At 39.0% G+C, this 12191-nt stretch carries 14 protein-coding genes and 2 tRNA genes; 12 read left to right on the top strand and 4 right to left on the bottom strand.

Going from position 1 to position 12191, the window contains the following annotated elements; translation table 11 throughout:
• Nucleotides 1-24 precede the first annotated feature (24 nt).
• Complete coding sequence (locus tag MSG66_RS00260) at nucleotides 25-1878, top strand: alpha/beta fold hydrolase (protein ID WP_324651358.1); 1854 nt, start codon at nucleotides 25-27, stop codon at nucleotides 1876-1878.
• The gene (locus MSG66_RS00255) at nucleotides 1878-2654 is read left to right on the top strand and encodes a 4'-phosphopantetheinyl transferase family protein (protein WP_324651356.1); all 777 of its coding nucleotides are present in this window, start codon (nucleotides 1878-1880) and stop codon (nucleotides 2652-2654) included. The genes MSG66_RS00260 and MSG66_RS00255 overlap by 1 nt, the downstream gene beginning before the upstream one ends.
• Before the next feature lie 152 nt (nucleotides 2655-2806).
• On the opposite strand, the gene MSG66_RS00250 is transcribed toward MSG66_RS00255, so the two are convergent.
• A tRNA-Gly gene (locus MSG66_RS00250) sits at nucleotides 2807-2882 on the bottom strand.
• Nucleotides 2883-2927: 45 nt separating this feature from the next.
• Nucleotides 2928-3003, bottom strand: a tRNA-Gly gene (locus MSG66_RS00245).
• Between the two features lie 230 nt (nucleotides 3004-3233).
• On the opposite strand from MSG66_RS00245, the gene MSG66_RS00240 reads away from it, so the two are divergent.
• The 5 genes from MSG66_RS00240 to MSG66_RS00220 all read left to right on the top strand — a co-directional run bounded on the left by MSG66_RS00240 (nucleotide 3234) and on the right by MSG66_RS00220 (nucleotide 6067).
• Nucleotides 3234-3542, top strand: coding sequence for a BolA family protein (locus MSG66_RS00240; protein ID WP_202743604.1), 309 nt, complete (start codon nucleotides 3234-3236; stop codon nucleotides 3540-3542).
• Nucleotides 3543-3553: 11 nt separating this feature from the next.
• Entirely contained in the window at nucleotides 3554-3946 is a 393-nt protein-coding gene (locus tag MSG66_RS00235; RefSeq protein WP_004640503.1) for a SirB2 family protein, read from the top strand.
• 76 nt (nucleotides 3947-4022) lie between these two features.
• Nucleotides 4023-4865: a ParA family protein gene (locus MSG66_RS00230; RefSeq protein ID WP_003655596.1), complete on the top strand. Its 843-nt coding sequence runs from the start codon at nucleotides 4023-4025 to the stop codon at nucleotides 4863-4865.
• 10 nt (nucleotides 4866-4875) lie between these two features.
• Nucleotides 4876-5262: a hypothetical protein gene (locus MSG66_RS00225; protein WP_042898424.1), complete on the top strand. Its 387-nt coding sequence runs from the start codon at nucleotides 4876-4878 to the stop codon at nucleotides 5260-5262.
• A gap of 214 nt (nucleotides 5263-5476) precedes the next feature.
• Nucleotides 5477-6067 (top strand): LysE family translocator, encoded by a 591-nt coding sequence (locus MSG66_RS00220; RefSeq protein ID WP_017391531.1) that lies wholly within the window; start codon nucleotides 5477-5479, stop codon nucleotides 6065-6067.
• Between the two features lie 7 nt (nucleotides 6068-6074).
• On the opposite strand, the gene MSG66_RS00215 is transcribed toward MSG66_RS00220, so the two are convergent.
• Nucleotides 6075-6716, bottom strand: coding sequence for a DedA family protein (locus tag MSG66_RS00215; protein ID WP_324651350.1), 642 nt, complete (start codon nucleotides 6714-6716; stop codon nucleotides 6075-6077).
• 194 nt (nucleotides 6717-6910) lie between these two features.
• On the opposite strand from MSG66_RS00215, the gene MSG66_RS00210 reads away from it, so the two are divergent.
• Complete coding sequence (locus tag MSG66_RS00210) at nucleotides 6911-7348, top strand: DoxX family protein (RefSeq protein WP_262473705.1); 438 nt, start codon at nucleotides 6911-6913, stop codon at nucleotides 7346-7348.
• 67 nt (nucleotides 7349-7415) lie between these two features.
• Here MSG66_RS00210 and MSG66_RS00205 read toward each other — a convergent pair whose 3' ends face one another.
• Nucleotides 7416-8633 (bottom strand): DUF445 domain-containing protein, encoded by a 1218-nt coding sequence (locus MSG66_RS00205; RefSeq protein ID WP_171459103.1) that lies wholly within the window; start codon nucleotides 8631-8633, stop codon nucleotides 7416-7418.
• A gap of 385 nt (nucleotides 8634-9018) precedes the next feature.
• Here MSG66_RS00205 and guaA point away from each other — a divergent pair, with 385 nt between their 5' ends.
• The 4 genes from guaA (at nucleotide 9019) to MSG66_RS00185 (ending at nucleotide 12033) form a co-directional block, all read left to right on the top strand.
• Entirely contained in the window at nucleotides 9019-10587 is a 1569-nt protein-coding gene (gene guaA, locus MSG66_RS00200) for a glutamine-hydrolyzing GMP synthase (RefSeq protein ID WP_133975898.1), read from the top strand.
• Nucleotides 10588-10774: 187 nt separating this feature from the next.
• Nucleotides 10775-11302 (top strand): PadR family transcriptional regulator, encoded by a 528-nt coding sequence (locus MSG66_RS00195; RefSeq protein ID WP_133975896.1) that lies wholly within the window; start codon nucleotides 10775-10777, stop codon nucleotides 11300-11302.
• A 13-nt stretch (nucleotides 11303-11315) separates the two neighbouring features.
• Nucleotides 11316-11705 (top strand): Fur family transcriptional regulator, encoded by a 390-nt coding sequence (locus MSG66_RS00190; RefSeq protein ID WP_133975894.1) that lies wholly within the window; start codon nucleotides 11316-11318, stop codon nucleotides 11703-11705.
• 22 nt (nucleotides 11706-11727) lie between these two features.
• Nucleotides 11728-12033, top strand: a complete 306-nt coding sequence (locus MSG66_RS00185; protein WP_324651344.1) for a DUF3861 domain-containing protein — start codon at nucleotides 11728-11730, stop codon at nucleotides 12031-12033.
• Nucleotides 12034-12191: the final 158 nt, after the last annotated feature.

Genomic DNA, 12191 nt, shown 5'->3' with positions numbered 1-12191 from the left:
TTGCAGTCCCTAATAAGGTGATATATGGATAATTTAAATAACGCAAAAAAAGATAATTTTTCACGGAAGACCATATTAGTAACAGGCGCCGCAGGTTTTATTGGCAGTAGATTGATCGTTGAACTTTTACGTGAAGGTCATCAGGTGATTGCTGCGCTGCGTAATGCCGCAACCAAGAAAGATAAGCTGTTAGGTTTCATTGCAACTCAAGGGTTAGTTGATCCATCTATTTCGTTTGTTGAATATGATTTAAGCCGTGACTTTAAGCTGGACTCTCTGCTAGCGGATGCTCAGGCAAAGATCCATGTTGTCTATCATCTTGCTGCATCATTTAATTGGGGCATTAGCAAAGCTGAAGCAGAGCGTACGAACATTAAATCAGGACTCGCTTTGATTGAATGGGCTGCAACATTGAAGCAGCTTGAGCGATTCATCTGGATTGGTGGATATCGTGTGGCTGCTCCACCACAAGAGTCGGCTGATGAGCTGTATTGCAAACATGGCGGCTATGAAGCTTCGAAAATCTTGGGTTATCAAGCTTTCATTGAGGCCTGTAAGCGTTTAAATGTGCCATGGACTGCAATAAATCCAGCGACAGTCATTGATGGTTTTTATACTTATGGTGATATGCAATATATTGGTATTGCCGACATGATTGATAAGCTATATCAGGGACGTCTGCTGGCATTGCCAGGTGGGCGTGATACATTCCTGCCGCTGTGCAATATGCAGTATATCGTGAGCTTTCTCATCCGAACGATGTCTTACCCTGAAACCATTGCTCAGGAGTATATGCTGCTTGACCCTGCGACGCCGAAGTTTCATAGCTTGGTTCACCTAGCTGCCGAGCACTTAGGAGTCAGTGCACCACATTTACAAGTCCCCAAAGTTCTGCTTGAGAAATTACCCGAGATATTGCTTGATGGTTCCAAAGAGCAACTCTCTTTTATTTCTACCGAGCACTATCATGTCGCTGGAGCAGAGACGATGGCAGCGAAGATGGGGATTACGGATCTGATCAATATCAGTCCTTATTTCTCTCGCTGGATTGATCGCTTGGTTCTTACACGTTTTGGTCGCATGCAAGTACCTACACCTAGTGGTTTTGGCTATCAGAATCGATGTTGGACTGAAATTTATACTAAACAGCCAGTTAAATCAGAAAAATCATCTGCATTATTTTTACATGGGATTCCATTCGATAGTGCATGCTGGTCTCCAATAATCAATAAAATTACATATGATCAGGTGGCTATGATGGACCTGCCGGGGCTTGGGCGTTCAGGCAGTTATGAGGTGGTGGAGGATAACAACCGTCAGTTTGTCGACACTGCTGCAAAGCTTTTAGCGCCCAATAGTGTTGTTATTGCACACTCGCTAGGGTGTCTCTTTGCATTGAATCTTGCAAAGAAATATCCAGATAAAGTTGCGCGCCTTATCCTCATATCGCCTTATTTTGTTCAGGCGCAGGCCGCTAAAATGCTTCAGATAAAAACCATATCTAATCTGATTTTTCGTTTTGTACCAAAAGATGTGATTGCTAAAGACTTGCATCCAGATGGGCAACAGAATCCGTCTGTTGGTTATGCGATGGATTCATTACGTCGAGTGTCGGTAGCCAAGCATATTAGTGAGTATATGCATCGCATTAGTTTGCCGCAGCAGCGTGCAACTCAAACAGCTTTGTTAAATGAGCTTCGATCTAAAGTTGAAATCATTGTGGGAGAAAACGACCCAATGGTTACTACAATAAATCCTGATATCCCTGTGCATATCATAGCTGGTGCAGGCCATAATCCGCACGTTACACATGTAGATGCGGTTTCTGACTATCTCGCACCAGTTCTGACGAAGTACATCAGCACCACAGCTTCCTAATGTCTGATAGTGCCCAAGTGCAGGTCTATGTCTGCCCAGTTTCACGGGTACCACAAGACCATTTGGTATTGAGTCATTATCTTGGCTTTCTCAACAAGGCAGAAAAGCTGAGATATGATCAATATCACCCTAAAGCAGCTAGTCTTTTCTTAATTTCTCGTGTGTTAGTGAAGACTGTCTTGGCAGATAAGCTAGGCATATTACCCCACGAGGTCAACATTCAATTACATTCTAATGGCAAGCCTTTTGTACAAGGCAGCAAGCCTGTTTATTTTAATCTTACTCACTCAGCGGACGTTATTATCCTTGCTGTGACTGAAGAGGGGGAAATAGGAGTTGATATTGAAAGAGTAGATCGCGAGTTCGATTGGATGCGTGTTGATAGTGTGTTAGCAGCGAGTGAAATTGAATGGATTAAGGGGAATGAACTAATTGATCCATTCAGTGTATATCAGCGATTTTTTCAAATTTGGACGCTAAAAGAGGCTTATATCAAATGTACTGGTGATGGAATGAGTCGTCATTTAAAGATGTTCAACTTTCATGTGTTGGCTGAACGTATACAGTTTTTCGACTCAACCAATAATGCTCAAAAAACAGAAGAGTATTATTTTGAAAGCTATATGTATGATTCTAACTTTATATTTTCTATATGTTTACAGCAAAGCCGTAGTCTAAAAAGATTTAATCTGGATTGTTTTCAATTATTGCCGTGTATATCTATGCACCGAATAATCCCAACGCCTTGTAAATATAACGAGATTAAATCGTTATAACTGGCGATTTAAAAATGTGAATCTAGTAATGAAATACTTGCCCTTGAGCTGAGCTATTCTCAATAAAGTACGCTGTGAATAGATAGACCGCAAAAATTATGAATCAATAAAAAGAAAAAAGCCCCAGTCTTTCGACTAGGGCCTTTTAAATTTGGAGCGGGAAACGAGACTCGAACTCGCGACCCCAACCTTGGCAAGGTTATGCTCTACCAACTGAGCTATTCCCGCATATATAAGCAGTTTTTACGAAAACTTTCTCAAAAAAAACCAATTTGGAGCGGGAAACGAGACTCGAACTCGCGACCCCAACCTTGGCAAGGTTATGCTCTACCAACTGAGCTATTCCCGCGTGCCGCTTATAATACATTAAGCGAAACATGGGTCAACAACTTTATGCAAATAATTATGCTGATTGCATAAAATAAAAACAGAAATGAGTATTTAGAAGTATTTTTATCGATAAGTTGCCGAATAAATAGACATTTTGTTTGAAGCCAAAGCGTACAAGAGCAACTTTTGTTTGTGTACAGACAGGGTATACTAGGTTCAAATATACGAATAATCGTAAAAGGAAAAGCTATGAGCCTTGAACAACAATTGATTGAACGGTTACAAACCCTTGCACCCAGTCATTTAGAAGTCATCAATGAATCTGCCGGACACGGTGGTTATTTCCCAGGTAAAGAATCACATTTTAAAGTGATTGTAGTGAGTGATGAATTTAATGGATTGCGATTGGTTCAACGCCATCAAAAAGTTTATGCCTTAGCTTCAGATTTGATAAATCCCGGGCAAATTCATGCATTAGCAATTCATGCCTATTTACCAAGTGAGTGGCAAGGGCTAGCACCAGCAAGTCCAGAATGTGCGCATGCACCTAAAAGCTAAGGGTTAATTTCATGGATGCACATTTATTGACTAAAATTATTCATATGACTGCGGTGGCTGCCGCCCTTATGGTTTTTGTATTACGCGCTTCGACTCTGTTTGTGGGGGTGCAAGGTGAACAACCAAATCCGGCGGGACGTAAAATATTAGTTGCCTTACAACATCTATCATTTACCGTAGTTTTTATTACTGGCGCAATTTTATTGGTCATGAAAGACTTTCAGGTACAGCCGTGGTTTTACGCTAAAATTATTCTATTTTTAGTCTTGTTATCTTCCCTTATGAAAGCCTTTAAAAAAGATGACACTCTTTTATTGGCACAACGTAGGGCGGGTTTAATGATTAGTGCTATCGCATTTATTGCTATTATTATTTTAGTGATTGTGAAGCCTGTTTTTGCTTAATTGTTCTACATTCTTTGCCTTTTTGTTTAAGCTCTAGGTTAAACTGCGTACAGTAAAAAAATATACAGAGGGAAACATGTTAACTCGTGTGGTGTTTAACCAAAAAGGCGGTGTAGGGAAATCAAGTATTACTGTAAATTTGGCTGCAATTAGTGCCAAGCATGGCTTAAGGACATTGGTCATTGATCTTGATCCTCAAGCCAACTCTAGTCAGTACCTTTTAGGGGATGACGCAACTTATTCTGCTGAAAAATCAATTATAGAACCAAATATCGAAAACTTCTTTGATGATGTGTTGGGAAACAATCAACAAAAGGGTTTAATCGGTAATGCATTAGGTTCGATTTTAAAAGCTCCACGAAATAAAGATATTGATAGCTTTGTACACTCAACTCCTTTTGCAAAATTAGACGTGCTTCCTGCTAGCCCAACACTTGGTGCTCTTGAACATGCTCTTGAAAGTAAACATAAAATTTATAAACTGCGTGATTCAATTCAAAACTTAATTGGACGATATGATCGTATCTATATCGATACGCCACCTGCATTTAACTTTTTTACTCTGTCAGCACTGATAGCAGCAGATAAAGTCTTAATTCCCTTCGATTGTGATGTCTTTTCAAAGCGCGCGTTACAAACATTGATTGAAAATGTTCTCGAAACGCAAGATGATCATAATGATCGCTTGGAAATTGAAGGAATTGTCGTCAACCAATTTCAAGCTCAAGCAAAATTACCTCGGGAAGTGGTTCAGCAGTTGAAAGATGAAGGGTTGCCTGTACTTAATAGCATGTTACCGCCTTCGGTTTTAATGAAAGAATCGCATCAGAAAAATTTACCTTTGGCTCATTTGGCACCAGAACATAAATTGACTCAAGCTTATGAGACATTGTTTGGTGAGATTGAACCAAAACGATAAGAGAAAAATGATGAAAGGCTTATATATTGTGCCTTTGGTGGCAGCCACTTTATTACTAGGCGCTTGTGCTACGACGGTAAAACCGACTTACGTGTCTCCGACACAATATCAATCTTTGGGCTGCCAACAGCTGCAAAGTGAATATAACCGTATTCAACAATATATCGAAAATGGAGTACAAACTCCGAAAAGTACCGGTATGGGTGTTGGACTTGGACTCGGTGGTGGCTGGGGACGAGGCGGTTGGGGATTCGGTCCATCCATCTCTGTAAATATGGGGCAATCTTCTTCAACGAAAAACACTGAGCTTTCACGTGTGTTAGGTCAGCAAGAAGCAATAGTTCAGGCCGCTCAATTTAAAAATTGCCCGATTATTGTTCGAAAAAAGGCCAATTAATAGCCAATTTCGCATCACAATATGCTAGTTAAGGCATATTGTGATGAATAAAGTTTAGCAAAATGTTTCATAATAAAATTAATATAAATCAATATATTTTGAATTTTCAAGCTTCATAAATCTTGTGTTTTCTATAATCAAAAGCCCTCATCAACTTGCTATATTTTACCTATTTCGTTTAAGGTGGCCCCATCTTGGATGTTGTGGAAATTTTATGATTGAGAGTTGGTTTTTTGTATTGGCAATGTTGGCTGTTTTGCTCATTCCGGGGCCGACAAATGCTTTACTTGCAACCGCTGCTCATTCTCAAGGTTTATCTAAAGCATTCTGGCTTATTCCAATGGAATGGCTGGGTTATGCCTACGGGATTAGCTTTTGGGCTGTATTTATTCATTTAGCTGCTCCAATCTGGCCAGCCCTGCTGCTCATTTTGCATATTACGAGTGTGTTCTATGTATTCTGGCTTGCTTTTCACTTATGGAAGAACACCCACTTACAACAGTTCAGTCAAAGTCACCGTAATATTCGCCCCCGCCAATTATTCTTATCTACCTTAAAAAATCCTAAAGCTTTGTTGTTTGCAGCAGGGATTTTTCCTGCTGAAGCATGGAATTCGCCTGAAAACTTTCTCATCGTGTTTGGTGTTTTTACATTAATCCTCATTCCGGCTGCAAGTTTCTGGATGATTTTTGGACGGGCATTATTAACGGGTCCAATAAAAAAAATAAAAGCCGATCATTTATATAAAGGATCGGCCATGTTACTTATTTTATGTATGCTTCCAGTAGTATTCCGGTTTTTCTAAATTAATCTCAAACGTTGGCTTTTCGATTTTTTAGTTTTTCACGTATAAATGCGATGATGCCTGGTAAAACGCTAATAATAATGATGCCAAAAATAAGATGGGTAAAATTATCTTTAACGATTGGCATATTTCCAAATAAGTAGCCTAAAGTTACAAAAGAAGCGACCCAACAGAATGCGCCAATAATATTATAAGTTAGGAAAAACTTATAGTTCATGCTACTAGCCCCAGCAACAAAAGGTGCAAAGGTACGGGCAAATGGAATGAAACGGGCAAAGATAATGGTTTTGCCGCCGTGGCGAGCAAAGAATTCTTGAGTTTTAAATAAGTGCTGTTTATTAATAAATCGAGAGTTCATTTCAAACACACGTGGACCGATAAAACGTCCAATATGGTAGTTTACCGTATCACCTAAAACAGCAGCAATGAAGAGTAGAGTGCCTAATACCCATGGATCCATCGCACCTGTAGATGCAGCTAAAGCACCTGCCGCGAATAGCAAACTATCTCCCGGTAAGAACGGCATAACCACTAAACCGGTTTCAACAAAAATAATTAAAAATAAAATGCCATAAATCCACGTTCCGTAATTTATAATAAATTCGGCGAGATGTTGATCAACGTGTAGAATAAAATCAAGAAGTTCCATGATAAGAGCAAGTGGTAAACCGTGCTCAAATCCTAGCAGTGAGCCTATAGAAAGTCAGTATAAAACATCAAAAAAATACAAATTGATCATCTCGTTTATGCAACGATATATATGGATTTTGAGTATTTAATTATCAATGTCCCAAACCTAGAATGAGCTCATCAATAAATAAGTATTTAAATAAAGGTGGCAATATGTTTAATCCAAATATAGTGGTCAAAAATATCGTAACGCAATCAGGCGCAGACAGTTTCATTAGCCTCATTGCGCGTCTTCTTATCGCCTATATCTTCCTTGTTGCAGGTTGGGGGAAAATTACCGGTTATGCAGCAACTGCTGGATATATGGAAGCAATGGGGGTTCCAGCCGGAATTCTTCCTTTAGTTATTTTGGTTGAATTCGGTGGTGGTTTAGCCTTGTTATTTGGTTTTCAGGCACGTTTTGCGGCTTTTGGGCTTGGGATCTTTAGTATTCTTACCGCATTTTTATTCCACCAAGGTGGTGCTGATGCAGCGGCGCAATATAACAATGGTATCCATTTTATGAAAAACCTTGCAATGGCGGGTGGTTTATTCTTCCTGATGCTTCATGGCGCTGGGCGTATTAGTCTGGACCATGCAATCGAGAAATAATATTTAAGACAAAATAAAAACCGGATGATCAATTCATCCGGTTTTTTTTATTTCTAGGCTTGTAAGATTAGAGCATAAACTGGATTTGCAATTCCCCAACAACAAAACCAAGTACTGCACCCACTGCAATGAGTGCCCATTCATCTTCTTTGAACGCAGGACGTAACATGCCTTCAAATTCGGATGGTGTTAATTTTTGCATACGTTCAATTAAAGTACTGCGAATATTCATAGCATCTTCTGCATAAGATTCTACGTATTTCATTGTTTCTGGAAGCCGTTGCAGAATGCGTTCCGCAACTTGCGATTTCATATCTTGATATTTTTCTCCGCCAATTGCATATACGACCAACGGACGAATAACGCCTGCTTGCATATCAATTTCTTGTTTTACATGACGGTTAACCAGATCAATAACACGCGCAGAATGTGTGCCAGAAAATAATTCTTCCATCATATGGCGTGAAGTCAGAAGCTGTTTAGAAATGAGCGCAGCATAGTCGGCTGCAACTTCATTTTGACGTTTAATGAATAAACCTTGCCATGTATAACCAAATATTTTTTTAGGATAAAGAGGTCTAAACATCATTTGCAGTGCAATCCAGTCACTGAAAAAACCCACAAAGCCGCCAAACATTGGAAGCATCCATGGGTATTTTCCTTGCGTGACGATCCAGCAAAACATTTGAATCACACCAATACCAAAACCGAAGAAAAATCCGACATTACTGAAAAATTTAAATTCTTGTTTGCCCACTCGTTTAAAAATATTGTTGAGTAGGCGTTTGTCTTTAAGCAAATTGCTAATCACAAGATGTTTAATATCAAAATATCGGTTCACATCACGTTGTACTTCACTCATGATGTGTTCAACAATCTCGGGTGCTTTCGATTGCACACGGCGAATCAGTCTTTGGCGAGCAAACTCGGGCATGCCTTCCCATAACCCAGGCTGATATTCTTGCGCAACATCACGGGTAATATCTTCAGCTGCGGCAAGCAAGGGTTTTTCTATTTCTTTGGCAATACGTTTAGGATCGAGGCGGGCAAAAATTTCTTCAGGTTTAATGAGCTTGGCTGTCATCAGTTCAACAGCGATTGTTGCCATTTTCTCAGCTTTGCGTGGCACGATGCCTTGCCAACCTAGAAATGGTTTAATGCCTTTAAATTCAAGTGGTGAAAACATCATTTGAATGGCAATCACCTTGGTGATGTAGCCAATTAAACCACTCATAAAAGGAATAGAGATATACAACCAAAAATGTTGCTGGAAATCTGCAATCATAGTTTGAAGCATTGTTGTTCCTTGGATTTCTATTGATTTTGATAGGGGGCAACAAGCCATAAAAATGGATAATTGTTTAAGCACAGACAAATATCGCTTATGGTATTTACCTTTCCATGGTAATGCCTGTTTTATCGGGTAATCTTATCATCAAATTCATGGTGATGTTGCATAGAATGTGATGAATTTATCAATACGTGTGAAGTTTTTAAGATTAATACAGATGGTTGATAAATATAAGTAAATATTGATTTATATCAAAGAATTTAAGTATAGAAATGGTTTAGAAATGAAAAAAATAAGATATATGATGATTTGCGGTGCGCCGAAGCGTGAAAAATGTTAAAATGGCGCGCTTAATTCTTTTGCCATTTAGTGGTTTGTCATGACTACCAATACTCAAATTACTGAAGATCGTATCCTGATTCTGGATTTCGGCTCTCAATATAGCCAGCTCATTGCACGTCGTGTACGTGAAGCCGGTGTTTACTCTGAAATGTATGCTTTTGATATGTCTGAAGAAGACGTTCGCGCTTTTAAGCCAAATGGCATTATTTTGTCAGGTGGACCTGAGAGTGTGCATGAAGAAGGCAGCCCACGTGCACCGCAAGTGGTGTTTGAGTTGGGTGTTCCAGTATTGGGTATTTGCTATGGTTTGCAAACCATGTCTGAACAGTTAGGCGGTAAAGTTGAGCCGGGTACTGTACATGAGTTTGGTTATGCCGAAGTTGATATCGTTAAACGAGACCAACTGATTGGCAACTTACAAGATCGTGAAGGCCAACTTCATGTCTGGATGAGCCATGGCGACAAAGTGAGCCAGATTCCAGAAGGTTTTAGTATTACTGCAAGCACACCAAGTTGTCCTGTTGCTGCTGTAAGTGACGAAACACGCCGTTTCTATGGTGTGCAATTCCACCCAGAAGTAACGCACACGGCAAAAGGTGAAGAATTACTTGCAAATTTTGTTCATAAAATTTGTGGATGTGGTGGCCTTTGGACACCTGAACACATCATTGATTTGCGTGTGGAACAGCTACGTAAACAAATTGGTGATGAAAAAGTTCTTTTAGGTCTTTCTGGTGGTGTTGACTCATCTGTAGTTGCTGCGCTTTTACACAAAGCAATTGGCGACCAGTTAACATGCGTATTTGTTGATAACGGTTTGCTTCGTTTAAACGAAGGCGACCAAGTAATGCAAATGTTTGCTGAAAACATGGGTATCCGTGTAATTCGTGCAGATGCTGAAGAACGTTTCTTAACTGCATTGGCTGGTGAAGTTGATCCAGAGAAAAAACGTAAAATCATTGGTCGTGAGTTTATTGAAGTTTTTGCTGAAGAAGCACGTAAACTTGATGGCGTGAAATTCTTGGCACAAGGTACGATTTACCCAGATGTGATCGAATCTGCTGCAAGCAAACAAGGCAAAGCACACGTTATTAAATCTCACCACAACGTGGGCGGCTTACCAGAAGATTTAGAATTTGAATTGGTTGAGCCTTTACGTGACTTGTTTAAAGATGAAGTACGTAGATTAGGTACAACACTTGGCTTGCCACACAGCATGATTTACCGTCATCCGTTCCCGGGTCCAGGTTTAGGTGTTCGTATTTTGGGTGAAGTGAAAAAAGAATATGCAGATATTCTTCGTCTTGCTGATGACATCTTTATGCAAGAGCTACGCGACAGCGGTTGGTATGACAAAACAGCTCAAGCATTTGCTGTGTTCCAACCTGTTAAGTCAGTTGGTGTAGTCGGTGATGGCCGTCGTTATGCGTGGGTGATCGCACTTCGTGCAGTTGAAACAGTTGACTTTATGACAGCTCGTTTTGCACATTTACCATACGAATTGGTTGATAAAATTTCAACGCGTATTATGAATGAAATTAAAGATGTATCACGTGTTGTATACGACGTGTCATCTAAACCACCAGCAACGATCGAGTGGGAATAATTTTCCTCTGCTTGTTGGTAAAGAAAAGGACGCATTAGCGTCCTTTTTTATTACTTAAGTTTTAGAATTTAAAATTAATTTGAATAATTATCAAAATGATAAAGATATTCTTATTACTTATACTTGATAAAAGATATATTAAGATATATCTTAGTAACTGTAAATTGATCATTTTGAGTTTTTAAAGATGAAAAAACAATCAGAACATCATCATGCAGAACACCACGAACATCATGGTGGCCATCACCGTTCAGGGCGCCGTGGGAGACTTTTTGAAGCGGGCAGAATGAAACTTTTAGTACTTCATCTTATTCAGCAAAGTCCAAAGCATGGCTATGAAATTATTAAAGAAATAAGTGATTTCGTGGGCGACGGCTATACACCAAGTGCAGGTACTATTTACCCAACTTTAACCAGTCTGGAAGAAATGAATTTCATTACTTTGTTAGACGTAGAACGTAAGCAATATCAAATCACAGAATTTGGTAAAGCTTACTTAACCGAACAACAAGACAAGTTGACCGAGCTATTAGAAAAATTACGACTTAGACGTGAAATTCACAGTAATGATGAACTAATTGAAATTCACCGTGCGATGGAAAATCTAAAAACAGCCTTACGTTTGAAGTTGAATTCGGTGAGTTTACAGCAAGAGCAGATTTATCAAATTGCTGAAAAAATTGATCAAGCTGCGGTTGCGATTGGGCGGCTATAAGTTGGAAATAGAAATGTTAGAGCTAGAGCATAAAATCAAAGAAACGGGCCTAAAAGTCACTCATCCAAGACTTGCTGTTTTGTCTTTAATTCAACAGCAAGCAGAAGATCTAACTGTTAAACAAATTTATCAAAAGCTATATGCACAAAAACAGAAGTTAAGTTTAGCTACAGTCTATCGAGTAGTAAGTGACTTAGTGGGAGCTGGTTTAATTTCAAATCGTCAGCCACAACGAGATGAAGCTAAATTTAACTTACCGGCAGTTGAGAGTAGTCAATTATTGCAAATTCGCTGTGCAGATTTAACGGAGGCTAAACAGGAGCAATTTTTAGCTTCTTTAAAAACCGTATTTAGCCAGTTTGAAGTCAATCTTATGCAGGTTGAAATCATCAAAAGTCATTAAATTTTTAATAGAGAATTTATATATGAAACAACATCAATATCATGTCACTGTGCAACATTTAAAGAATGCAAAGGGAGAAGCTTCTACATATACCGAACGTCTTGAGTTTTATGCGGGGAATCATGACGATATCTTTGAAATTGTTGAGCGGTTAAAAAAAGCAGATTTTTTTGATGATGAGACTACAAAATCTTTTGGAGTCGGGTTAAAACTTTTTAGTGAAGTTATGTTGGAAAATCGGGAACATCCGTTATTTCAAGAATTTTTACCGCAATTTGGGCAATTCATGAAGAACCTAAAGCAGCTTGCTAAAGATCAATCTGCTTGAGCATTTTTCATGTCACCTTGATTTTTCTATAATTAAAAAATTATTGTCTCATCCATAACACCCTGTGTATTACTAAAAGACTATATTGAATAATGAGTGTATTGTTAAGATCAGTACAACAACTCATTGCAAAAGCATAGGTAAAAGAGAGTAATATC

This window comes from Acinetobacter sp. IK31 (assembly GCF_035615195.1).
In the GTDB taxonomy this organism is placed as follows: Bacteria; Pseudomonadota; Gammaproteobacteria; order Pseudomonadales; family Moraxellaceae; genus Acinetobacter; species Acinetobacter calcoaceticus_C.
The sequence above is the reverse complement of the archived record's forward strand: the minus strand, read 5'-3'. Positions and strand labels throughout refer to the sequence as shown.

Bases quoted from the DNA above. Each gene is read 5' to 3' on its own strand.
- MSG66_RS00260 (WP_324651358.1), top strand. From the start codon at position 25: ATGGATAATTTAAATAACGCAAAAAAAGATAATTTTTCACGGAAGACC.
- MSG66_RS00255 (WP_324651356.1), top strand. From the start codon at position 1,878: ATGTCTGATAGTGCCCAAGTGCAGGTCTATGTCTGCCCAGTTTCACGG.
- MSG66_RS00240 (WP_202743604.1), top strand. From the start codon at position 3,234: ATGAGCCTTGAACAACAATTGATTGAACGGTTACAAACCCTTGCACCC.
- MSG66_RS00235 (WP_004640503.1), top strand. From the start codon at position 3,554: ATGGATGCACATTTATTGACTAAAATTATTCATATGACTGCGGTGGCT.
- MSG66_RS00230 (WP_003655596.1), top strand. From the start codon at position 4,023: ATGTTAACTCGTGTGGTGTTTAACCAAAAAGGCGGTGTAGGGAAATCA.
- MSG66_RS00225 (WP_042898424.1), top strand. From the start codon at position 4,876: ATGAAAGGCTTATATATTGTGCCTTTGGTGGCAGCCACTTTATTACTA.
- MSG66_RS00220 (WP_017391531.1), top strand. From the start codon at position 5,477: ATGATTGAGAGTTGGTTTTTTGTATTGGCAATGTTGGCTGTTTTGCTC.
- MSG66_RS00215 (WP_324651350.1), bottom strand. From the start codon at position 6,716: ATGGAACTTCTTGATTTTATTCTACACGTTGATCAACATCTCGCCGAA.
- MSG66_RS00210 (WP_262473705.1), top strand. From the start codon at position 6,911: ATGTTTAATCCAAATATAGTGGTCAAAAATATCGTAACGCAATCAGGC.
- MSG66_RS00205 (WP_171459103.1), bottom strand. From the start codon at position 8,633: ATGATTGCAGATTTCCAGCAACATTTTTGGTTGTATATCTCTATTCCT.
- guaA (WP_133975898.1), top strand. From the start codon at position 9,019: ATGACTACCAATACTCAAATTACTGAAGATCGTATCCTGATTCTGGAT.
- MSG66_RS00195 (WP_133975896.1), top strand. From the start codon at position 10,775: ATGAAAAAACAATCAGAACATCATCATGCAGAACACCACGAACATCAT.
- MSG66_RS00190 (WP_133975894.1), top strand. From the start codon at position 11,316: ATGTTAGAGCTAGAGCATAAAATCAAAGAAACGGGCCTAAAAGTCACT.
- MSG66_RS00185 (WP_324651344.1), top strand. From the start codon at position 11,728: ATGAAACAACATCAATATCATGTCACTGTGCAACATTTAAAGAATGCA.